This window comes from Streptomyces sp. AM 2-1-1 (genome assembly GCF_029167645.1).
In the GTDB taxonomy this organism is placed as follows: domain Bacteria; phylum Actinomycetota; class Actinomycetes; order Streptomycetales; family Streptomycetaceae; genus Streptomyces.
This window is the reverse complement of the sequence record NZ_CP119147.1, coordinates 788,840-810,739: the sequence shown is the minus strand read 5'-3', so window position 1 is coordinate 810,739 and position 21,900 is coordinate 788,840. Positions and strand designations below refer to the sequence as shown.

Here is a 21,900-nt window from a genome sequence, read left to right as displayed (position 1 = left end):
GGGGAAGTCATGGTGGCTCCGGAGTCGGCTCACATTTACTCAGTGCACGGAGTAATTCCTGATGGCTCCGGAGCTAATCAGGAGAGTTGGACAGGGTCAATACCCTCAGTACACTGCTTTTCTTCGGTGACCCGGCGCGGACGCCGGAGCAATCCGTACCCACCGGCAGACAGACGAGCCGCAGAGCAGCAGGGGAGGCGGCCCGTGTCCGCGGTCGATCTGAGCACCCATCCGGGCCACCTGGCCCGGCGCTTCCAGCAGGCGCACCACCTGCTCTGGACCACGATGGTCTCCGAGGAGATCACCTCGCCCCAGTTCGCCCTCCTCAACTCCCTGACGGCCGAGCCCGGACTCGACCAGCGCACGGTGGGGGATCGGATAGGCCTCGACCGTTCGACCATCGCCGACCTGGTCACCCGACTGCTGCGCCGGGGGCTGCTGGACAAGGTCCGCGATCCGCGGGACGGCAGGCGCTCCGTACTGCGCCTCACCGAGTCGGGCGCCCGCACCCACGCCAAGGTGTCCTTGCGGGCGGCCCGCATGAACCAGGTCTTCCTCGGTCCGCTCTCCCCCGAGGAACAGGGCGTCTTCCTCGACCTGCTGCGCAGGGTGTCGGACGCCGCCGAAAGCCTGCGTGCCCCGGCGGACCCGCCCTCCGGCCGTACGGACGGCGGCCCCACGGCCTGAGCGGAGCACCGGGGGCGGTGGACCGGGCGGCGCGCGGGAACGCCCGGCGGGCCCGGTCTCCCCACCTGGCAGGCGGTCCGCCGAGCCGTCGCCGGGAACGCCGGCGGGGGCCCGGCGGATCGGGACCGGCCCCGCGGCCGAGGCGTACGCCGTGCTGCTCGCGCCCGTGATGCCGTGGGCGTTCTTCTGCGGCCCGCCGCGCGGATCGCCTCCTTGCAGGGGTTGCCTCCTTGCGGGTGTCGAGGCCCGCGTACGCCCCGTACCGCACCGGGACGCCGACCACCCCGGGGCGCTCCGAGGCCGACTGGCATGCCCTGCTCGTCGCGGCCGAGGACATGGTGTGGGGTGCGCACCGGCTGCCCCCCTCAGTCTCCGGCCGGCCGGGCCGGGCCCGCCGGACGCGTGGACCCGCCACCGTGCGGACGGGCTGGAGCGGACGGCCGACCGCATCGCCGCCCGGCTCGGCGGAAGCACCGTTCCGGCCGGGGCGGCCGAGGCGGAGCCGCCGGGAGGAGGCCCACCGGTCAATCTTTTACAGGTGTAATACCTGTTAAAGTGAAGAGGTGAGTGAGACAACCATCCCCCGGCGCCCTTCCGTCCGCAGGCTCCCCCTGAAGGCGGCGCTCCGCCTCGCCCACCCCTCGGACATCTGGTTCAAACCGGCGCTGAGCGTCGTCGTCGCCTCCGCCGTACCGAACCTGCTGCTCTTCGCCGCCGACCGGCTGGACCTCGTGATGTACACGATGGCCGGATCGCTCTGCGCGCTGTACGGCCACAGCCTCCCGTACGCCCGACGGGCCGGAACCGTCGTGTGGGTGGTGCTCGGCATGCTCGCCGGACTGGCGGCTGCGCTGATCGCCGGCGCGCTCACCGACTCCACCGCGATCCTCATCGCCGTCGGCGCCCTGCTCGCCGCAGCGCAGAAGGCCCTCTGCGACGCGTCCCGCATCGGTCCGCCCGGACACGTGATCTTCACCTTCGTCACCTCCGCGGCCCTCTTCGCGCCCCAGCACCTCGGCCAGGTCCCCGGCCACCTCGCCCTCACCCTCGCGGCCGGAACGTTCTCCTGGTGCGTCACCGTCGGCCCCGCCCTGCTGCGCCGCGAAGGACCCGAACGCCGTGCCACCGCACGCGCCCTGGACGCGGCCGCCGCCTGCCTGGCCGCCCCCGGTCCCCGTACGCGCGGCGCAGCGGCCGCCGCGGTGCACGGAGCCTGGCAGACCCTGCTCGCCGCCGGGCGCCCCACGCCCGCGCGCCGGGCGCTGGAACGCCTCGTCGTGCACGCCGAGGCGGCGCTCGTGGAGAGCAGCCCGGCCGGCCACCGCGCCTGCGCCGATCCCGCCCGCCTGCGGGAGTGGGCCGCGCTGACCCGGGCGCGCGGCCCCGTTCCGACGCCGCCGGCCGCCCCCGGCACCACCGCCGAGCTCTACGGCGTCGAAGCCGAACGGGCCGGCCGCCGGGCCCGTACCCACCGGGGCGAGCTGCTGCGCCGCCTCGGCCCGGGCTCCCACGTGCTCCCCATCGCGGTCCGCACCCTCATCGGCTGCGCTCTCGCCGGATACGCCTGCCAGGCGCTCGGCGTCGGCCGGCCCTACTGGGCCATCGTCACCGCCGCCTCCCTCTACCAGGCCAACGTCACCCTCTCCTGGAACCGGGCCCTCCAGCGCACCCTGGGCAATCTGCTCGGCGTGCTCGTCTTCGCCGCGGTCCTCCCGCTCGCCCGTACGAGCCCGCTGCTCCTGATCGCCTGCTGTCTGGTCTTCAACTTCGCCGCCGAGGCGCTCATCACCCGCAACTACTGGCTCGGATCCGTCGCCGTCACCCCGATGGCGCTCCTGGTCATCGAGTTCGGCGGCAGCCACCCCGCCGGCGAACTCATCGGCGACCGGGTCGTCGACACCGTCGTCGGCGCGGCCGTCGGCTTCCTCGCCGCCGTCCTCGTCACCAACCGGCGGGCCACCGGCCGGGTGGAACGCGCTCTGAAGGCCACCGAACGGGCCCGCGCGCACAGCGTCGAGGTCCTGGCCGACGGGCGCGCCGAGCCCGCCGCGCTCGACGCTTCCCGCCGCGGGCTCACCGCCACCCTGGTCGAACTGCGCGAGGCCGGGGACGCCGCAGCGGGGGAGTGGTGGCAGCGCGCCCTGCCGGAAGAGGATCTCGTCGCGGCCGAGCGGGCCGGACACCGTACGCTCGCCGCGACAGCACAACGGCAGGGGCTCATCGCCCTGGCCCCGGAGAACGGAGCGGTGTGACCGACGACATCGTGGCCTCGGTGGTACGGCAGTGGCAGGCGGTCAACCCCGGACTCGACACCGGGCCGATGGAACTCATCGGCCGGATCAACCGCTGCGCCGCCCTGCTCCAGCAGGCCGAGGACGCGCCGTTGCGCGCCGCCGGGCTGAACCGTGCGGAGTTCGACCTGCTCGGTGCCGTGCGCCGGACGGGCCGTGAACTCACTCCCGGAGAACTGGCCCGGGAGACCTTCTCCTCCGGTGCCGCCGTCACCAAACGGCTGCGCGCCCTCCAGGAACGCGGGCTCGTCGACCGCCGGGGCGACGACCGGGACCGCAGGGTCGCCCGCGTCCGCCTCACCGGTGCGGGCCGCGATCTCGTCGACCGCGTCCTGCCCCAGCAACTCGCCTACGAACGGACGGTGCTGGCCGGACTGGACGAGCCGGCCCGCGACCGCCTCAGCGCCCAGCTCAGCGAACTGCTCGTGCAGTTGGAGGGGCGCCTGGGCGGCGCCTCCCGCTGAGGCGCGTACGGCGGCGGCCCTCCCCCACGGCCGGCGCCGGCGCCGTCACTCCGCCCGGAGCGGGCCCGGCGCCGCCACCGACTCCCGCAAGCGCGCCGCCTGTTCACGCAGGGCGCCCTCATCGCCCCGGTCGGCGGGTACCGAGGCCACCAGGGCGAGCCGGTCGCGCGGGCCGGAGCCCACGAGGGGCACCGCGACGGCGCACAGGCCCCGGGCGGACTCGCCCGCGCTCACCGCGTAGCCCCGGTCGCGGACACCCTCCAGCTCCGCGAGCAACGCCGTACGCGAGGTGATCGTGCGCGGGGTGACCGGTTCCCACTCCTCGTCCGGATAGAGCGCGCGGACCTGGCCGGGCGTCAGCAGGGAGAGCAGCGTCTTGCCCCCCGCCGTGGCGTGTGCCGGGTGGGTCAGGCCCGTCCCCGGCCGCACCCGCACGGGCTGCGGGGACTCGCGCGCGTCCGTGACGATGATCCGGTCGCCGATCAGGGCGACCGCCTGGACGGTCTCCCCGGTCCGCCGGACGGCGTCGTCCAGCACCCCGGCCACCCGCTCCCGGACGACGGCCCCGAACCCGGCGGGCCGGCCGAGCCTCATCAGCTCCGGTCCCGCCGCGTAGCCCCGCCCCGAGGCGTCGCGCCCGGCGAACCCCCGGCCCTCCAGCGTGGCGAGGACCCGGTGCGCGGTGGACCGCCCGACGTCCAGGAGCCCGGCCGCCTCACTGACGGTGAGCGTGTCGTGGGTGAGGAAGAGCCGCATCAGTCGCAGGCCGGTGTCGAGCGACTCGATGGTGTACCCCGGTGCCGATCTCATGATGTGCCCGCTCTCGTCCGGTCCTCGGCGCGGTCGTACGGAAGGGGAACGGGCCTCCTCGCCGTCAAACACGGTGATTTTGCCCCTCACCCTTCCGTGGAGCGGAAATTCGCCCCTTTCGATCCTCGTCGATCAGGTGTGCGTATGTACTTCCCTGCGGGACGGTCGTGCCCCTCCCGCCCGGCGGTGAGTTTAAGGGCTTGACCGCCGCTCCCGCCGGGACCCCGCGGCGACGGGAGCGACACGCGGTGAGGGTCGCCCGGGACGGTGACGGGTGGTTCCCGCGGTGCTCCGTACGTCTTCGTACCACTGTGCGGGACGTGCACGGGAGAGAGCGGCCCCGCCTCGCCGCTCGTCACTGTCCGCGCACGTCCGGACGCGTGGAGTACGAAAACTGGCGAGTGTATTACCCGTGGGGTGCGCGCGCAGGGCGTTGGGTGAATGTGCCGACCCCCTGTTCCGATCTGGCTAAGCTCACGCGCAGTGAAGCCGAGTTGGCACCAATTCGCGCACATGTTCATGAGTGTCAGCACCCGTGTGCATACATCCCGGAATCAACCGCCAGAAGGTTTTTAGATGGTCCGTGTTGAATCACCACCGACCGACCGACGGATTCCCGTCGTCCGTGTACTCCTCCTGCCCGTCGTGCTGGTCGTCGGCGCCTGCGCGCTGGGCATGACGCTGGTCACGGACGCCGCGCGGATACCAGTCGCCGTGAGCGGCGCGCTCGCCGCCGTCGTGGTCGGTGCGCTCGCCGTCGCACTGAACCGCCGACGGCGCGAGACACGCGTCCTGCGCGCGCAGTACGAACAGCGCATCGCCCAGCTGGAACTGCGCATCGCCGCACACGACGAAGAGACCGTGCGGCTCACCAAGGAACTGATGCCCTCCGCCATCAGGATGCTGCGCGCGAGCAACTCGCCCGAAGAGGTCATGCGGGAGGTGGTGGACGGGGACGAGTCCTACCGCAACCTCCCCAAGGCGCTGCGGCGGCTGGTCTACACCGTCCTGCAGATCATCGACGACGAGGAGGCCCGGCGTGACTCCGCGCAGCGCGCCTTCGTCAGCGTCGCCCGCCGCGTGCAGGCCATCGTCCACCGCCAGGCGAGCGAACTGCGGGAGATGGAGGACCACTACGGGCGCAACCCGGAGGTCTTCGACGACCTGCTCCGCATCGACCACGGCACCGCGCTGATCGGCCGGCTCGCCGACTCCATCGCCGTGCTCGGCGGGGCCCGGCCCAGCCGCCAGTGGCCCAAGCCCGTACCGCTGTTCAGCGTGTTGCGCGGTGCCATGTCGCGCATCTTGGAGTACCAGCGCGTCGACCTGCACTCGATCGCCAAGGTCGCCATCGTCGGCACGTCGGTCGAGCCGCTCATCCACGCCTGCGCCGAACTCCTCGACAACGCCACGCGGTACTCGCCCCCGCAGACCCGGGTGCACGTCACCGCGGTCGAGGTGCAGACGGGCATCGCGATCGAGATCGAGGACGGCGGGGTCAGCCTCAGTGAGGAGGCCCGCTCCCGGGCGGAGAACATGCTGGCGCAGGCCCAGGCCGGCATCAACATGAACGACCTCGGGGAGTCCCCGCGCCTCGGCATGGCGGTCGTCGGCCGGCTGTCGCGGATGTACCAACTCCAGGTGTCGCTCCGCCAGTCCGCGTACGGCGGCGTCCGTGCCGTGCTCATCGTCCCCCGCGACATGATCACCACCGGCCCCGCACCCGGTATCGCCCACGGCATCGGCGCCACCTCGCGGCCCACCAGCTCGCTGGACATGTCACAACTCCAGCACGTCGTCCCCCCCGCCGGCAAGCGGAAGGCCCGGGTCGCCGCCACCGGTCCGGTGCCCTCGGCCGTCGTCCCGCCCGCCGCCTCCGCCGCACCCGCCGCGGCCATGGAGGACGAGGCCCCCGTGGTGACCGAGTGGACCGAGAACGGACTGCCCCAGCGCCGCAGCCGGGGCCGCGCCCCGCTCGGCTCGCACAACCTCCCGCAGCAGGCCCCGGCACCCGCGACGGAAGGCGTTCACGGCGCGCCCACCGGCGTGGCCCCGCACGCCGCAGGCCGTGGCAACGGTGAGGAGAAGCCCCCCGGCCTCTGGCTGGAGGCCTTCACCAAGGCCGTCAACGGCGTGCCGCACGACCCGAAGAACGGCGAAAACTCTGACGACGCGTGGGACAAGGGAGACCTCAAGTGATCCAGCAGCGGGGAAACATGGACTGGATGCTCAAGGAGCTGGCCGACGACGTTCCGAGCATCCACCAGATCGTGGTGCTCTCCTCCGACGGGCTGCGCATCGCCATGCACGGAGGGGACCCGGACGTGGGGGACCGGCTGGCCGCTGCCTGCGCCGGCCTGCAGAGCCTGGCCGCCGCCGTCGCCTCCGAGATCCCCTACAGCGACGGTCTGATGAAGCTCGTGGTCATCGAGGTGACCGGCGGGTTCTTCTACCTGATGGCCGCCGGCACGGGTGCGTACCTCGCGGTGCTGGCCGGGGAGACCGTCGACGCCGGGCTGGTCGGCGCGAGGATGCGCGACATGGTCGTCCGGATCGGCGCCCATCTGACCAGCCCGCCGCGCCACGACGGGCAGGCCGGATGAACGCTCCCCGACGGGAACGCCGCAATGCCGACCCGGCGCTCAACGATCCCGAGCGCCTGTACGTCATCACCGGCGATCTTGACGGCAGCGAGCGGGCCGCGCTCGACCTGGTCACCATGGTCGTCGCCCAGGCAGAACCCTCACCGACGTTCCAGCCCGAGCAGGCCGCGATCCTGCGGCTCTGCCAGGCGCCTCTGTCCGTCGCCGAGATCTCCGCCTATCTCGGCCTGCCGTTCAGCGTCGTCACCTCGCTCCTGACCGAATTACTCGCGACCGAACTGATCGAATCGCGCGCACCCATCGTCCGCGCCACCCTCCCCGACAGGTCCCTTCTCGAAGCGGTGATGCATGGACTTCAGAAGCTCTGACACGATCACCGGCCCCCGTACCGAGGACGTCCTGCCCACCACGGCCACCGCCGCGGTGAAGGTCGTGATCGTCGGCGGATTCGGCGTCGGCAAGACGACCATGGTCGGTTCGGTCAGTGAGATCCGCCCCCTGACGACCGAAGAGACCATGACGCAGGCCGGCGTCGGCGTCGACGACAACGCCGGGGTGGAGAGCAAGACCGCCACCACCGTCGCCATGGACTTCGGCCGGATCAGCCTCAGTGAGGAGCTGATCCTCTACCTGTTCGGCACACCGGGCCAGGAACGCTTCTGGTTCCTGTGGAACGGTCTCTTCGAGGGTGCCCTCGGCGCCGTCGTCCTGATCGACACCCGCCGCCTCGAATCCAGCTTCGACGTCATCGGACGCCTGGAGGAGCGCGGGGTGCCGTTCGTCGTCGCCGTCAACACCTTCCCCGACGCCCCGCACCATCCGGTCGAGACGTTGCGGCGGGCGCTCGACCTGCCCGACGAAGTCCCCGTGATCGACTGCGACGCGCGCCTCCGCGCGTCGAGCCGGGACGTGCTGATGACGCTCATGCGTTACCTGCACGGCCTGGCCGTCCCTCTCGCATGACGTCCGGGCGGCCGGCCGGACGACCGCCCGGCCGCCCGGACGCCCGGACAGGAGCCGCGCGGCGCCCGGGTGCCCGGCGCATCCGAGCGGCCGGAAAGACGGTGTCCGGTGCGGCATTCGCCCCGGCACGGGGCGCCGCACCGGGCACCGTCCCCGGCCACGATCCGCCGGGCGCCCCCGAAGTCCCCTCTCCGCCGCGCGTCTTTCCGCGCGACCTCGCACGCCTCATCACTGGAGCCACTGTGACAACCCCCTTCTCCCACGAGCCCGGAGCACCGACGGGAGCCGCCCCGCCGCCCGGATGCCCCGCCCACGGACTCGGCCCCGGCGGGCTGCGCCGCTACTACGGCCCCGAGGTGGAGAACGACATCGTCGGGCTGAACGAGAAGCTGCGCGCCGAACACGGCAGCGTCGCACCGGTGTTGCTGCACGGTGACGTACCCGCCTGGCTGGTCCTCGGCCACAGCGAGAACCTGCACGTCACCCGTACCCCCTCGCAGTTCTCCCGCGACTCGCGGCGCTGGCGTGCGCTGCAGGACGGCAGCGTGGGTCCGGAGCACCCCCTCGCGCCGATCTTCACCTACCAGCCCGTGTGCGTCTTCGCGGACGGCGCCACCCACGAGCGCCAGCGCGGCGCGATCACGGACAGCATGGGCCGGATCGACACCCGCGGCGTGCGCCGCCACATCAACCGCTTCAGCAACCGGCTCGTCAACGACTTCTGCCTCAAGGGCTCCGCCGACATCGTCAGCCAGTTCGCCGAGCACCTGCCGATGATGGTCATGTGCGCGATCTTCGGCATGCCCGAGGAGTACGACGACCGGCTGGTGCAGGCCGCCCGCGACATGACGCGCGGTACCGAGACCGCCGTCACCAGCAACGCGTACGTCGTCGGCGTGCTCACCGGGCTGGTGGAACGCCGTCGCGGCGCCCGGGAGTCCGACTTCGCCAGCTGGCTCGTCGAGCACCCCGCCCACATGAGTGACATCGAGGTGATCGAGCACCTGCGGCTGACCCTCATCGCGGCCTACGAGTCCACCGCGAACCTCATCGCCAACGTGATCCGCATGGTGCTGACCGACCCCCGCTTCCGCGCGCGGCTCAGCGGCGGCCACATGACCGTCCCCGAGGCGGTGGAGCAGACCCTCTGGGACGAGCCCCCCTTCTCGGCCGTCTTCGGCCGCTGGGCCGTCGGCGACACCGAGCTCGGCGGGAAGCGGATCAAGGCGGGCGACGCCATGCTCATCAGCATCGCGGGAGCCAACAGCGACCCCGCCGTCCGGCCCGACCTCAACGCGGGCATGGAGGGCAACCGTGCCCACCTCGCCTTCAGCGGCGGCCCGCACGAGTGCCCCGGCCAGGACATCGGCCGCGCCATCGCGGACGTCGGCGTCGACGCGCTGCTGATGCGTCTGCCCGACCTCGAACTCGCGGTGGACGAGAGCGAGCTGCGCTGGATGGGCAACATCATGTCGCGTCATCTGACCGAGCTGCCGGTCAAGTTCGCGCCCAGCCCGCAGCAGGAGATCGACGACGAACCGATGACCGCGATGGCCGCCCGCTCCGGGCCCCGCAACGACTGGGAGATCTCCTCACCGGCGCCGGGCACCCCCGCCCGTCCGACCACCGCGCCGGAGACGGCCACGCCGCCGGCCGCCGGCACCGAGCCGGTCGCCGAGATTCCGCCGCAGCGGGTCCAGGGCACCACCGGCCGCCTGTGGCAGGCGGTCTCCGCCTGGTGGAAGGGGTACTGACCGTCGGTCGGCGAGCCGCCCCGGCGACCCCGAGGAACGGCCCCGCACTCCGCCGCGCCGCCGCGGAGCGCGAGCGGACCCGTACCATCGAGCAGCGTGAAGCTGACAATTCTTGGTGGTGGCGGATTCCGGGTCCCTCTCGTGTACGGGGCGCTGCTCGGTGACCATGCGGAGGGCCGTGTCTCCCGGGTCACCCTCTACGACACCGACCGCGACCGTCTCACGGCCGTCGCCCGGGTACTCGACGAACAGGCGCGGGGGCGACGGGACGCTCCCGCCGTCCTGGCCACCACCGATCTGGACGAGGCGCTGCGGGGCGCCGACTTCGTCTTCTCGGCGATCCGGGTGGGCGGTCTCGACGGGCGTGCCGCCGACGAACGGGTCGCCCTCGCGGCGGGGGTGCTGGGGCAGGAGACGGTCGGGGCGGGCGGCATCGCGTACGGGCTGCGCACCGTGCCGGTCGCCGTCGACCTCGCCCGCCGCATCGCACGGCTCGCCCCGGACGCCTGGGTCATCAACTTCACCAATCCCGCGGGCATGGTGACCGAGGCGATGTCCCGGCACCTGGGTGACCGGGTCGTCGGCATCTGCGACACACCCGTGGGGCTGGGCCGCCGGATCGCCCGGCTGCTCGGCGCCGACCCGGACCGTGCCTGGATCGACTACGCGGGCCTCAACCACCTCGGCTGGGTGCAGGGGCTGTACGTCGACGGGAGGGACGAGCTTCCCCGGCTGCTCGCCGACGAGGCGCTCCTCGGCTCCTTCGAGGAGGGCAAGCTCTTCGGCACCGACCTGATCCGCTCGCTCGGTGCGATCCCCAACGAGTACCTGCACTACTACTACTTCAACCGGGAGGCGGTCGAGGCCTACCAGCGGGCGGAGCTGACCCGGGGCGCCTTCCTGAGCCGGCAGCAACAAGGGTTCTACGCGCGGATGCGCGAACCCGGTACACCGGCGCTGGACACCTGGGACCGCACCCGCGCCGAGCGGGAGGCGACCTACATGTCGGAGAACCGCGAGGTCGCGGGTGCCGGCGACCGTGCCGCCGCCGATCTGGAGTCCGGGGGGTACGAACAGGTGGCCCTCGCCCTGATGCGCGCCGTCGCCCGCAACGAGCGCACCTCGCTCATCCTCAACGTGCGCAACCGCGGCACCCTCCCGGCGCTCGACGCGGACGCCGTCGTGGAGGTGCCCTGCCTCGTCGACGCGAACGGCGCCCACCCGGTGGCGGTGAGCCCTCTGCCCGGCCACGCGGCCGGACTCGTCACCACGGTCAAGGCCGTCGAACGCGCCGTGCTCGACGCCGCCGGGAGCGGCTCACGCTCCGCCGCCGTACGGGCGTTCGCCCTGCACCCGCTCGTGGACTCGGTCCAGGTGGCCCGCGGACTCGTCGAGGCGTACACCGGCGTCCATCCCCAGCTGGCCTACCTCGACCGGCCCTGACCCGCGGCGGCGACGGTCCGGCCCGGAGCCCCGGCCGGACCGCCCCCGGCCGGGCTCCGCCGGACACCCGCGAGCGCCGTCAGGTCGGCGAGCACCTCGGACGCGGTCACCGGATCCAGGCAGCCGAAGAGAGGGCGGTGCGGACCGCGGGGCCGGGGGGCACCGGGCCGGTCGCTGAGCCGGACCGCCTCCAGTCGCTGCTCCGGGAAGGACTCCGGAGAGCCGGCCACGACGCCCTCGTGGAGGCAGACGACCAGGTACACGTCCTCGCCCAGGCGTTTGGAGATCCACCCCCGCACCCCGGCATCCCCGGGAGCGCCCGGCTCCCAGCCGCGCCGCTCCAGTCCCAGCACCGCGGCCGTGGGCACGGTGAGACCCTCGAACCGGTGCAGCCGGTCGCTCGTCCGCTCCTCGTCGGTCAGGGAGCGGACCACGCGCTCCAGTTGGGGGAAGGGCTGGGCGAGCCCGAGGCGGCTGAGGGCCTCGGACCACTCCGCACGCGCGCCCCCGAGCCGGAGCGGATGGGCGATCCGTACGGAGGCGTCGGCGGGCAGCACGAGCGGGCCGCCGCCCGCGTCGGCGAACGCCCCGTCCGCCGTGACCCGGAAGGCCGTCACCGTCCCCCGCGACGCGCTCTGCCACACCAGCCGCCGTACCGGATGCCCCACCAGAGGATGGGTGACGAAGAGGTCCCGGAACTCCTCCGTCGTCCAGGACCGGCCCGAGACCATCGCGGTCTCCAGCCGGTGCACCTGACCGGCGGCGATCGTCCGCACGTCCCTCCTCAGCGTCACGAACCGCTCGCGGCCCGCCGACGCCGACTCCTGGTCGTCCCCCGCAGCCGGGGCCGGCAGATCGCGCAGCCGCCTCCCCGACGCGTCCACGACGTACGGGGCGAGCCGCTCGTCGAAGCCGACGGTGAACCGGCGCGGGCCGAAGTCCACGACCAGCGAGCCGTCCGGGTCCAGCCCGAAGTCCGGCACCAGACGGTCGGAGAGCTGCTCGGAGCTGAGTCCGAGCGCCGCCGCCACCTCGGCGATCTTCTCCTGGGCACGTGTCTTCAGCGCCTTGAACCTGACCCGCTGCCCGATGCCGTGCAGATGCAGCAGGGCCGTCTCGCTGCCGATGGCCGCCAGCACGTCCAGCCCTTCGACCGCCCGGTGGTGCGCGCCCTCGCCCGGCCAGGCGCGGACGACCGGCGTGAGCCGCCGCACCGTCTCGTCGTCCCCGACCTCCCCCAGGACGTACAGCGCCCAGGACTCCTTGGCCGGAAGCCGGGCGTCGAGCCACTGCTCGAAGACGGCCCAGCCGAACGCGGCGAGCGAAGCGGGGTCGGTGGCGTCGCGCAGCGCCCCGACACCGGGGTAGACCTCGCCGGGCCGGGACAGCGCGAACATCGTGAGGGCGGTGCGCACCACTTCGGCCGGCAGCGCCTCCCCGGTACGGGTGAGCAGCTGCGGAAGGAGACCCGGTTCGGCCCAGTTCGGCAGGACCGGCAGCTTCGCGGGCAGGGCGCGCTCCAGGGGGTCGGTGACCAGCAGCACGTCGACGGAGCGCACCGCCTGCGCGCCGTACCGGGCGGCGGCGTCGCGGACGGTCTTCTCGCCGTGGACCGCGGCGATCTGGATCAGGGCCTGTTCGGCGGCGCGCCGCGCGGCGCCGGGCTTCCCGACCGCGTCCGGCACCAGAAACGCCGCCGCGGCGGCGCCGTGGCGCGCGAACCACGTCCGGGTCGTCGCGGCGGTGGACTTGAGCCGGGCCGCCCAGTCGGCCATGTGCCGGGCGACGGTCACGTCGGCGAACGGCAGGAAGAGCGCCGCCATGGTGCTCGGCTGGCGGGGGACCGTACGCAGCAGGAGAGGCAGCGCGCCGAGTCCGAAACGGGCGACGACCGGTCGGAGGGTGTCCGCCCCGTCCCAGAGGTCGGTGGGGGCCCAGGTGGCGAGGGCGGGGGTGATCCGCTCCACGGGCGCGTGCAGGAAGATCCAGGCGGGCCTCAGACCGGTGCTGTCGAGCCCTTCGAGAGGGGAGGAGATCACCTTCTCCCAGTCGCCGTCGTGCTGCGGGCGGGTGTACCAGGTGGAGCAGCGGGCCCACGCCTCCTGTTCGCCCGGGAGCCAGCACAGCTCCGGGGCGGGGAGTTCGGCCGCGCCGGTGTCCACCGGGGCGGCGGCAGCACCGGCGCGCGCCCGGGTCCACGGCGGCCGGGTGAGTGCGGCGGGCAGGGAGGCGGCGGACGCCTCCGGGAAGCGGGAGACCGGGTTCAGCAGCGGGCCGACGACCTCCGCCGCACCGGCGGGCAACGTCGGCAGGAGGGCGGCGACCAACGGGCGGTGGGTGTTGATGTGCGCGTGCAGGAGCTGCCGCGAGGCGCGTGACCTGGTGGGGGCGGAGTGGCGGACGTCGGCGGCCAGCAGCCGCAGGGCCCGTACCGGGTAGCGGCGCATCGCGTCGAGCAGGGCCGCGCGGACGTGCTTCAGCTCCTTGTGGTGCAGGAGGATGGCGAACGCCTCGTCGGTGGGGAGTTCGGTGAGGGCGGCCGAGACCGCCTTGACGCCCTCGGCGTAGTGGTGGCCGTGGTCGAGGTACGTACCGAGCATCGGCGCGACGCCCGTGCCGATGCCGTCGGCGAGCGTCGCGATCACGGAGAGGGTGGGGTCCGGCCGGTACGGCAGTCGCGCCAGCTGGTCCGCCGACGTCAGGGAGGAGAGAACCATCCGCTGCAGGACGTAGTGGTCCTCGGCGAGGACGGCGGGCTCGGACAGGAGGGCCTCGACCCACTCCGTCTCGCTCGGCGCCAGGAAGGCGGCGGTGATCCGCTGGTGGCTGTCCCGGCGGGCCCTGGCCAGCGCCGCCACGGTGGCGAGGTAGGTCTCCTCGTCGGCCGCGGCGATGTGGGCCCGGGCCCGGGCGGCGACGTTCAGGGAGCCGTGGTGCCAGTGCAGGGGCGAGGAGAGGGAAACCCGCTTGAGGGCGCCCTTCACCCGCCGTCCCAGCGCGTGGTAGCTGTGCGCCTTGATGGTCTGGAGCTCCTGGGCCGCCCGGGCGGCGAAGGGCAGCCCGTGCTCCGCCACCCAGGTGTCCACCCAGCAGGCCGGGGCCCCCTCCACGGAGACGACGGCCGCCAGCGCGGCGGCCCCGGCCGGGGAAGGACTGCCGGCGAGGTGGGCCCGGGTCGCTTCGACGAGTTCCGGGTCGGAGCCGGGTTCGGCGAGTATCAGCTCGATCCAGGCGGCTTCCCCGGCGATCCGCTCCCCGACCCGCGCCGAGGCTTCCTCGTCGGCCGTGCTCAGGGGGCGTGCGCAGCCGCCCCGCCGGGGGTGGAGCACCCGGCGCCAGCTCAACGGCAGCCGGAAGGTGGTCTCGTCCGGCAGTGCCGCACCGACCGCGCCGCCCGTACCCGTCGCCCCGTCCGCACGGGTCGCGCCGTCCGTGTCCGTCGCCCCGTCCGCTCCAGAAGCGGAGGCCACCACCTGCTCGTACCCCCGGCGCTCCTTCTCCGCGACGGTCCTGCGCACCTGGGCGTGGGCCGCCTCCTCGGAGGCGTACTCCTTGGTCCGGGTGCGCCCCTCGGACCCGCAGCGGCCGTACCGCACGGTGACCGTGGCGCCGACCGCGCCGGTCTCCCAGAACTTCGACGCGGTCCCTTCCACCAGCTCCCAGCGCCGCATCCAAGCCACCCCCTCGAATCCGTACGGCCCACCGTGCGGCGAGTCGCCCGATCGCTGCTCTCATGCTGGAACCGACCACTGACGCCGCCCCGCGGGCTCCGCCGGTACACGTCACGTACGGGCGGACCGCGCCGGATCCCGTCAGGGCGCGGGGACGGCCCGTCGGGGGCCCGGCGCCCCCCAGCTCGGCGTCACCCCGGCCACCTGGCACACCATCAGGAAGAGCGGGATCGGCGGCGTGTAAGGAGTGCTGCTGTCGGGTCCGTGGATGAGCCGGGGACGCGGCACCGGCACGTATCCACCCGAGGCGTAGGCGACCGGCTCGGGCCAGTCCAGATCCTGGTCCGAGCCCGCGGGAACGATCCACCACCACACGTCCGCGGCCTCGAAGACGCATCCGGTGCGCGGCAGATGGGACATCAGGTGGAATCCGTGCCGTGCCGGGACGCCCACGGCGTCGTACCCCAGGCTCGCGCACAGCTCCGGAGGCAGCGGCAGCCGGGCCCGCGCGAGCCCCGTGCCGTCCCCGCCGGCGGCCGGCCGGAGGGCTGGGCGCACCCCACGCAGCCGGGCCAGCGCGTCCCTCAACATCCCGGCTCCGCAACCGGCGTCGACGTGGGGCGGACTGCGAGGGCGCACGCGGTGGGCCCGCGCGTTCCGGCGGCCGCGTCGGGCCGCGCCGGCGGCGCGGAGCGGTAACGGAGCGCTGCCGGGCCGGAACAGGAGTCCGCGGGCCGGGAGACGAGCGCACTGCCAGGTGCCACGACCGAATCCTCACAGTGGTTGCCGCGTCATGTCCGGACCTCGTCACCTCGGGCGGAGGCACGGGCATGACCGAATGAACTGGTGGTCGTCAACTCTCCCCCTGACGCGGACACTTGGCAAGGGGCACTCTGAAAAATGCAGAGTGGACGTGTCTTTGTCGCCCACCGCATGGCACACTGCTGGCAGAAGTGACCATCGGAGGTCTGAAGTGAGCGAGCCCCGGTCCGCCCCGACCGTGGGACAGGTCGTCCTCGGCAAGCGCCTGCAGGACCTGCGGGAACGTGCCGGCCTGACCCGGGACCAGGCCGCCAAGGTGCTCCGCGTCGCCCCGGCGACGGTCCGCAGGATGGAGACGGCCGAGGTCGCCCTCAAGATCCCCTACGTGCAGGTGCTGTTGCGCGCGTACGGGATCGGCGAACAGGAGAACGACGCGTTCGTCGCGCTCGCCGAAGAAGCCAACAAGCCCGGCTGGTGGCAGCGTTACCACGACGTGCTGCCCGACTGGTTCAGCATGTACGTCAGCCTGGAGGGCGCGGCCAGCCTGCTCCGCATGTACGAACCGCACTTCGTGCCCGGGCTCCTCCAGACCGAGGAGTACGCCCGTTCGGTGATGCGTAGCGGCGCGGTCGGCCAGTCCCGGCCCGAGGACATCGAGCGGCACGTCGCCCTGCGGATGGAGCGGCAGAGCCTGCTCGAGAAGGCCGACGCGCCGCGCCTCTGGGTGGTCATGGACGAGACGGTGCTGCGCCGCCCGGTCGGCACTCCAGGCATCATGCGCGCGCAGATCGACAAGCTGCTCGACGCCTCCGAGCAGTCGCACATCACCCTGCAGATCGCGGAGTTCGCGACCGGCCACCACCCCGGTACCTACGGTCCGTTCGTGCTCTTCCGCTTCGCCGTGCCCGAACTGCCCGACATGGTTTTCAGCGAGTACCTGACCGGCGCCGTCTACTTCGACGCGCGTCCCGAGGTGGCTTCCTACCTCGAAGTCATGGACCGCATGGCGGCCCAGGCCGCGACGGCACGACGCACGAAGGACATCCTCCGGGATTTCCGCAAGGAGCTGTGATGAGCGACATCTACAACGGCATGCCCGCTGCCGCCCTCGGCGCCGACGGCTGGTCCAAGCCATGGAGCGGCGGCAACGGCGGCAACTGCGTGGAGGCCATGAAGCTGGCCGACGGCAGGGTCGCCGTCCGCCAGTCCGCGGACCCCGACGGCCCGGCGCTCATCTACTCCACCGGCGAGATGGCCGCCTTCATCCAGGGCGCCAAGACCGGCCAGGCCGACTTCCTGCTCACCTGACTCCCCCGAAGGGGGTAGGACCGGGCGGGCGGCCGGGTGAGGACCGCCGTTACGAGCGGCACACCCCGGCCAGCAGTTCGGCGCTGTCCCGCGGGTCCAGCGCCACCGACCGCAACTGTTCGAACGCGGCCCTGAACCTCCGGGTCTCCTCCTCCGACTCCAGGAACAGGTCGCCCGCGGGGGTGTCCAGGTAGACCAGCTCCGGATCCCGCGGGTCCGGGAACTCCAGGTGGACGAAGCCTCCGGCCATCCCGGCGTGCGCCCCCGCGCCGAACGGGATCACCTGCACACGGACCCGCGGCTCCGCGGCGATCCGCAGGAGATGCTCGACCTGCTCGCGCATCACCTCCGACCCGCCGACCACCCGTCGTACCGCCGCCTCGTCCACCACCGCCCGGAGCCGCGGTGCGGGACACACGCCGAGCGCGGCCTGCCGCTCCCTCAGCGCAGCGACCCAGGGGTCCGCTCCCGGCCGGCCGGCTTCGGGCAGCGCGACCCCGGCCACGGCCCGGGCGTACCGTTCGGTCTGGAGCAGCCCCGGCACCAGGGACGGTTCGTAGGCCCGCACCGTGCGCGCCTCGGCTTCGAACCCGATGTACGCCGTGTAGTGCTCGGAGAGCCCCGCGTGGTACGGCCGCACCCTGCTCCGGTCCTGCGCGTGGCGCTCCGCCGCGAGCAGGTCGCTCCGCTGCGCCTCGTCGGCCCCGTACACCTCCATGAGAGCCGTGAGGGTCCTCCTCTGCGGGCGGGCGCGCGCCTTCTCGATCCGGTACAACGTCACGCCGTTGATGCCGGTCCGCTCGGTGACCTCCTCGCGGGTCAACTCGGCCGTGGCGCGCAGGCGTCGGAGCATGGCGGCGAGCCGCCGCAGTCGGACCGTGGGGGGAGCCTGCCGCTTCTCTGACACTGTGCGCCTTCCGGGGTCGGTGGTAGCCGTGAGTCTGAGCGGTGACCCCTCCCCATCTCAAGCCGGGTGGTGGCGGCACGGCCGAAGGGGCACGGGTGAACGGATGCGACCGCACCGGTACGGGTGAACGAGCACGGGGACGGCGCAGTGCGGGAGAACGCAACCCTTGCGTTCCTCCCTGCGGCAAAGGCATGCTGAAGGCGAACGATCACCCACCGTGCACACGTGGTCACGGTGGGACGGGTGCGGACGGTCCAGCCCGGACGGGGAAGAGCCCGGCGGCGGCGGTCGGCCCGGGGTGCGGCCGGTGCCGCGGGAGGAGCGACGACATGGTCCGGACACGCGGCGAAGGACGGTGGGTGCGGTGACGTTCCCCCCGATCTGCCTCGACTGCCAGGGCGTGATCCTTGGTCAGGTGGTGGTCGTGGTCCGCGGAGACACCGCCTCCGGGACGCGGTCGCACGGGTATGCCCACCCGGCCGGTGCACCCGAGTGCCTGCCCGGGGGAGGCGGCCGACGCCGGTGGACGGCCGCGATCCCCCAGGCCCGCGAGGGCGGACCGAGCCGGGCCGCCGCGCGCGCCGGCCGGAAACCGTAGCCCACGGTGGTGTCGCGCAGGTGACCCCCTACCCTGCCGTGTGCGGGAAGCGTCGCCCGGTGGCGTCGCTGCTTCACCGGCTTGCGGAGCACGCCGGCGCAGGCGGAGCCGGGGACGGCGGGGGGAGAAGGCCGGGCGACAATGGGCGTATGTCACGACGGACCGCCCACCGGAAACCGCCCGCCCCCTCGGCCCCGCGCACCGCCCCGGACGCCCCCTGTCCCTGCGGTCTGCCGGCCTCGTACGCCGCGTGTTGCGGCCGCTACCACGCGGGAACGGCGGCCGCGCCGACGTGTGAGGCGCTGATGCGCTCCCGGTACGCCGCCTTCGTCGTCCGCGACGCCGGCTACCTGCTGCGCACCTGGCACCCCGCGACCCGCCCGCCCGTCGTCGAGGCGGACCCCGGCACGCGCTGGGAAGGGCTGGAGATCCTCGCCACCTCCGAGGGCAGCGCCTTCCACACCACCGGCACGGTGACCTTCCGCGCCCGCTACACCGAGGGCGGGCGGCCCGGCGCCCTGCACGAGCGGAGCACCTTCGTCCGCCACGAGGGTGCCTGGGTCTACGAGGACGGCGACTTCCTCGGCTGACCCCGGCCCGACCTTTCTCCGGGCGGCCCGTGCTCAGACCGAAGAGCCGACCGGGGTCGGGGCGTGGCTCCGGGGCGCCGGGGAGAGTTCCGCCGCCAGGTCCTCCGCGAGCAGCTGCTTGGCGATGACGTCGACCGCGGCCCGCAGCCGCCGGTCGTCCGGCCGGGCGCCGTCCTCCTCCAGCCGGTCGTTGAGCCAGTCGGCCCAGGCGGAGGTGATCGTCGCGGCTTCCCGCCGGCCTGCCGCCGTGTGCTGGAAGAGCCGCCCGTCCCCGGTCAGGTACCCCTCGTCGATCATCCGGTCGAAGACCGGCACCAGGACCTCCGGGGGGAGCCGGTGGCGGGTCGCGATCAACCCGAGGCCGGCGTGGCCGACCATCCGCGTGAAGAGGTCGACCTGCATGACGGCCCAGGCGCCCGCCATGTCCAGCCGGGTGTCGGAGGCGGCGATGATCCGCCGGGCCGTGTCCGGGCCCGCACCCTGGAGGATCTTGGCCACCGTGAACTCCAGGACCCGGTCCGAGTTCCCCGCGGTCGGACGGGCGAAGCCCTCGCCCATGTCGGTCGACCCGGCCCGCGCCGAGTCCCGCAGCTTGACCTCCTTGAGGAACAGCGCCACCACGAAGCCGATCAGCGCCACCGGCACGGTCCACAGGAAGACCGTGTGGATGGTGTCCGCGTACGCCTGGACGAGCGGGGCCGACTGCGCGTCGGGCAGGGCATGCAGGCTCACGGGGTTCTGCGCGGCCACGCTCACCTTCGCGGGATCACCGCCCGCGCGCGCGGCCTCGTCCACGCCCTGCCGGAGGTTCGGCTCCAGCGAGTTGGCGTAGATCGTGCCGAAGACCGCGGTGCCGAAGGAGCTGCCGAGGGTACGGAAGAACGTCACGCCCGAGGTGGCGGTGCCGAGGTCCGAGTAGTCCACCGTGTTCTGCACGGCGATCGTCAGGACCTGCATCGACAGACCGATGCCGACGCCGAGCACGAACATGTACAGGGATTCCAGCCACACCCCGCTCTCCGGACCCATCAGGGACATCAGATACAGCCCGGCCGCCATCACCAGCGAGCCCACGATGGGGAAGATCCGGTACCGGCCCGTCTTGCTGACGGTGTTGCCGCTGAAGACCGAGGCGATCAGCAGACCGATGACCATCGGCAAGGTCCGCACGCCGGAGATCGTCGCCGAGTTCGCGTCCACGTACTGGAGATAGGTGGGAAGGAAGGTCATGGCCCCGAGCATTGCGAAGCCGACGATGAAGCTCAGGATCGCGCAGACCGTGAAGACCGGATTGTGGAAGAGCCGCATCGGCAGCATCGGTTGCGCGGCCCGGCTCTCCACCAGCACGAACAGGGCAAGCGCGATGAGACCGCCGACGAAGAGGCCGATGATCATGGGGGAGCCCCACGCGTACTCGTTGCCGCCCCAGCTCGTCCCGAGGATCAGCGCGCTGGCGCCGATCGCCACCAGGGCGATACCCAGGTAGTCGATGACCGGGCGGCCGGCGGCCCGTACGGAGGGAATGTTCCGGGCCGCCGCGATGACCACCACGATGGCGATCGGCACGTTGACGTAGAACGCCCAGCGCCAGGTCAGGTGGTCGGTGAACAGCCCGCCCAGCAACGGGCCGATGACGGTCGCCACACCGAACACGGCACCGATCGCACCCTGGTACTTGCCGCGGTCGCGCAGGGGGATCACGTCGGCGATCAGCGCCATCGACGTCACCATCAGCCCGCCCGCGCCGATCCCCTGCAGCCCGCGCCAGATGATCAGCAGCAGCATGTTGGAGGCCAGGCCGCAGAGGAAGGAGCCGGTGATGAAGACGATCGCCGAGACCTGGAAGACGATCTTCCGCCCGAACAGGTCGCCGAACTTGCCGACCAGCACGGTGGCGACCGTCTCCGCGAGCAGATAGGCGGTGACCACCCAGGACATGTGGGCGGCGCCACCGAGGTCCGAGACGATCGTCGGCAGCGCCGTGCCCACGATCGTCTGGTCCAGGGCGGCGAGGAGGATCCCGAGCACGATCGTCCCGAAGACGATGTTGCGGCGGCGCGGATCGAGGACGGGCGGTGCGGTGGCACTCGGCGCCACGGGAGCGGTCTCGCTGCTGGCAGTGGTCACCCTCGCACCCTCACACCGGCACCGTTGACCCGCATGCCGGACGGACCCGGACGAGTCACCCGAGGACGGCGGCCACCGCGTCGGCCATCCGGCCCACGAACGCCTCCCGCACCTCCGTGGACACCCGGTCCAGCGAGAGGTACGGGTTGAGGTCCTCCAGTTCGACGAGGAGCAGCCCGCCCGCCGCCGTCCGGCAGGCGTCCACCCGCTGGATGCCGTGGCTGAGGGTGTTCCACTCCACGAAGGTGCGGGCGAACTCCAGGTCCGCCGCGCTCGCCTCCCACGGCTCCAGCACCCAGCGGCGCGCGGGGTCGGGGGCGTACAGCGCGTACTGGAAGTCGTGGTCCACGAAGTAGAAGGAGACCTCGTGGCGGAAGTCGATCCGGGGCTGCACCAGCAGGGTGCCGTCGTCGGCCGGGTCCAGCGTGGGCCGGGCGACGAAACGCAGCCCTTCGGAGTCCGCGCCCCGCTTCGGCTTCACCACGTACGACTCCGCCTCCGGCAGCAACCCCAGATCGGCGGCCCGGTCCACGGTCGGGATGACCGGCAGCCCGGCCCGGTCCATGTCCACCAGGTACTGCTTGCCCGCCGCGTCACCGCTGCCGTCCAGCGCGTTGTACACCGGTGTCCGCAGCTCCCGCGCCCGCCGGCGGAAGGCGTCGTACGCCTCGGGGTGGTGCAGCACCGGCCCGCTGTTGCGCACCACCACCCCGTCGAAGCGGTCCAGCAGCGCCGCCGCGTCCCGGGGATGGCAGAGCGCGAGGTCGAAGCGGGAGCGGAGCCGCGAAGTGAGGAAGACGTCCTCGTCGCCGTAGCGCCGGCCCCGGGCCTCGTACGCCAGATCGGTGACGAAGAGGACGGACGGGCGGCGGAGGCCGGAAGCGGTGGTCATCGGTGGTTCCCAGGGGTGCCGTGGGCGGGT

At 72.9% G+C, this 21,900-nt stretch carries 18 protein-coding genes; 12 read left to right on the top strand and 6 right to left on the bottom strand.

The window, feature by feature from the left end; translation table 11 throughout:
- Positions 1 to 204: 204 nt before the first annotated feature.
- From PZB77_RS03430 to PZB77_RS03420, 3 genes are all read left to right on the top strand, one after another.
- Entirely contained in the window at positions 205 to 687 is a 483-nt protein-coding gene (locus PZB77_RS03430) for a MarR family transcriptional regulator (protein ID WP_275491024.1), read from the top strand.
- A 563-nt stretch (positions 688 to 1,250) separates the two neighbouring features.
- Positions 1,251 to 2,939, top strand: coding sequence for an FUSC family protein (locus tag PZB77_RS03425; protein WP_275491023.1), 1,689 nt, complete (start codon positions 1,251 to 1,253; stop codon positions 2,937 to 2,939).
- A complete protein-coding gene (locus tag PZB77_RS03420; RefSeq protein WP_275491022.1) occupies positions 2,936 to 3,442 on the top strand; it encodes a MarR family transcriptional regulator in 507 nt (168 codons plus the stop codon). Before PZB77_RS03425 ends, PZB77_RS03420 begins: the two co-directional genes overlap by 4 nt.
- 45 nt (positions 3,443 to 3,487) lie before the next feature.
- Here the strand turns inward: PZB77_RS03420 and PZB77_RS03415 are convergent, their stop codons facing one another.
- A complete protein-coding gene (locus PZB77_RS03415; protein WP_275491021.1) occupies positions 3,488 to 4,252 on the bottom strand; it encodes an IclR family transcriptional regulator in 765 nt (254 codons plus the stop codon).
- Positions 4,253 to 4,828: 576 nt separating this feature from the next.
- Here PZB77_RS03415 and PZB77_RS03410 point away from each other — a divergent pair.
- The 6 genes from PZB77_RS03410 to PZB77_RS03385 all read left to right on the top strand — a co-directional run bounded on the left by PZB77_RS03410 (position 4,829) and on the right by PZB77_RS03385 (position 11,015).
- Positions 4,829 to 6,451 carry an ATP-binding protein gene (locus tag PZB77_RS03410; RefSeq protein WP_275491020.1) on the top strand — a complete coding sequence of 541 codons (1,623 nt, stop codon included), beginning with the start codon at positions 4,829 to 4,831 and terminating at the stop codon, positions 6,449 to 6,451.
- Positions 6,448 to 6,855 (top strand): roadblock/LC7 domain-containing protein, encoded by a 408-nt coding sequence (locus PZB77_RS03405; RefSeq protein WP_275491019.1) that lies wholly within the window; start codon positions 6,448 to 6,450, stop codon positions 6,853 to 6,855. Before PZB77_RS03410 ends, PZB77_RS03405 begins: the two co-directional genes overlap by 4 nt.
- On the top strand, positions 6,852 to 7,223 hold the full coding sequence (locus PZB77_RS03400) for a DUF742 domain-containing protein (RefSeq protein WP_266711909.1): 372 nt from the start codon (positions 6,852 to 6,854) through the stop codon (positions 7,221 to 7,223). Before PZB77_RS03405 ends, PZB77_RS03400 begins: the two co-directional genes overlap by 4 nt.
- Positions 7,204 to 7,818, top strand: coding sequence for an ATP/GTP-binding protein (locus tag PZB77_RS03395; protein ID WP_275491018.1), 615 nt, complete (start codon positions 7,204 to 7,206; stop codon positions 7,816 to 7,818). The genes PZB77_RS03400 and PZB77_RS03395 overlap by 20 nt, the downstream gene beginning before the upstream one ends.
- Positions 7,819 to 8,060: 242 nt before the next feature.
- Complete coding sequence (locus PZB77_RS03390; RefSeq protein WP_275491017.1) at positions 8,061 to 9,572, top strand: cytochrome P450; 1,512 nt, start codon at positions 8,061 to 8,063, stop codon at positions 9,570 to 9,572.
- A gap of 96 nt (positions 9,573 to 9,668) precedes the next feature.
- Positions 9,669 to 11,015, top strand: a complete 1,347-nt coding sequence (locus PZB77_RS03385; RefSeq protein ID WP_275491016.1) for a 6-phospho-beta-glucosidase — start codon at positions 9,669 to 9,671, stop codon at positions 11,013 to 11,015.
- Here PZB77_RS03385 and PZB77_RS03380 read toward each other — a convergent pair.
- A complete protein-coding gene (locus PZB77_RS03380) occupies positions 10,997 to 14,686 on the bottom strand; it encodes a DUF4132 domain-containing protein (RefSeq protein WP_275495898.1) in 3,690 nt (1,229 codons plus the stop codon). The two genes, PZB77_RS03385 and PZB77_RS03380, sit on opposite strands and share 19 nt — an antisense overlap.
- Before the next feature lie 141 nt (positions 14,687 to 14,827).
- Positions 14,828 to 15,277: a hypothetical protein gene (locus PZB77_RS03375; RefSeq protein ID WP_275491015.1), complete on the bottom strand. Its 450-nt coding sequence runs from the start codon at positions 15,275 to 15,277 to the stop codon at positions 14,828 to 14,830.
- 382 nt (positions 15,278 to 15,659) lie between these two features.
- Between PZB77_RS03375 and PZB77_RS03370 the strand changes: the two genes are divergently transcribed.
- Together PZB77_RS03370 and PZB77_RS03365 are read left to right on the top strand one after the other, a co-directional pair.
- Positions 15,660 to 16,520, top strand: a complete 861-nt coding sequence (locus PZB77_RS03370; RefSeq protein WP_275491014.1) for a helix-turn-helix transcriptional regulator — start codon at positions 15,660 to 15,662, stop codon at positions 16,518 to 16,520.
- Entirely contained in the window at positions 16,520 to 16,756 is a 237-nt protein-coding gene (locus tag PZB77_RS03365) for a DUF397 domain-containing protein (protein WP_275491013.1), read from the top strand. The genes PZB77_RS03370 and PZB77_RS03365 overlap by 1 nt, the downstream gene beginning before the upstream one ends.
- Positions 16,757 to 16,805: 49 nt before the next feature.
- Here PZB77_RS03365 and PZB77_RS03360 read toward each other — a convergent pair whose 3' ends face one another.
- Positions 16,806 to 17,663, bottom strand: a complete 858-nt coding sequence (locus PZB77_RS03360) for a helix-turn-helix transcriptional regulator (RefSeq protein WP_275491012.1) — start codon at positions 17,661 to 17,663, stop codon at positions 16,806 to 16,808.
- 747 nt (positions 17,664 to 18,410) lie between these two features.
- Between PZB77_RS03360 and PZB77_RS03355 the strand changes: the two genes are divergently transcribed.
- Complete coding sequence (locus tag PZB77_RS03355; RefSeq protein WP_275491011.1) at positions 18,411 to 18,851, top strand: YchJ family protein; 441 nt, start codon at positions 18,411 to 18,413, stop codon at positions 18,849 to 18,851.
- Between the two features lie 33 nt (positions 18,852 to 18,884).
- Here the strand turns inward: PZB77_RS03355 and PZB77_RS03350 are convergent, their stop codons facing one another.
- Entirely contained in the window at positions 18,885 to 20,978 is a 2,094-nt protein-coding gene (locus tag PZB77_RS03350) for an MDR family MFS transporter (protein ID WP_275491010.1), read from the bottom strand.
- A 55-nt stretch (positions 20,979 to 21,033) separates the two neighbouring features.
- On the bottom strand, positions 21,034 to 21,870 hold the full coding sequence (locus PZB77_RS03345; protein ID WP_275491009.1) for a hypothetical protein: 837 nt from the start codon (positions 21,868 to 21,870) through the stop codon (positions 21,034 to 21,036).
- Between the last annotated feature and the right edge of the window lie 30 nt (positions 21,871 to 21,900).

Excerpts from the sequence above, each read along its gene's own strand:
- PZB77_RS03415 (WP_275491021.1), bottom strand. The coding sequence starts at position 4,252 with ATGAGATCGGCACCGGGGTACACCATCGAGTCGCTCGACACCGGCCTG.
- PZB77_RS03410 (WP_275491020.1), top strand. The coding sequence starts at position 4,829 with ATGGTCCGTGTTGAATCACCACCGACCGACCGACGGATTCCCGTCGTC.
- PZB77_RS03400 (WP_266711909.1), top strand. The coding sequence starts at position 6,852 with ATGAACGCTCCCCGACGGGAACGCCGCAATGCCGACCCGGCGCTCAAC.
- PZB77_RS03395 (WP_275491018.1), top strand. The coding sequence starts at position 7,204 with ATGGACTTCAGAAGCTCTGACACGATCACCGGCCCCCGTACCGAGGAC.
- PZB77_RS03380 (WP_275495898.1), bottom strand. The coding sequence starts at position 14,686 with ATGCGGCGCTGGGAGCTGGTGGAAGGGACCGCGTCGAAGTTCTGGGAG.
- PZB77_RS03375 (WP_275491015.1), bottom strand. The coding sequence starts at position 15,277 with ATGTTGAGGGACGCGCTGGCCCGGCTGCGTGGGGTGCGCCCAGCCCTC.
- PZB77_RS03365 (WP_275491013.1), top strand. The coding sequence starts at position 16,520 with ATGAGCGACATCTACAACGGCATGCCCGCTGCCGCCCTCGGCGCCGAC.
- PZB77_RS03355 (WP_275491011.1), top strand. The coding sequence starts at position 18,411 with ATGTCACGACGGACCGCCCACCGGAAACCGCCCGCCCCCTCGGCCCCG.
- PZB77_RS03345 (WP_275491009.1), bottom strand. The coding sequence starts at position 21,870 with ATGACCACCGCTTCCGGCCTCCGCCGCCCGTCCGTCCTCTTCGTCACC.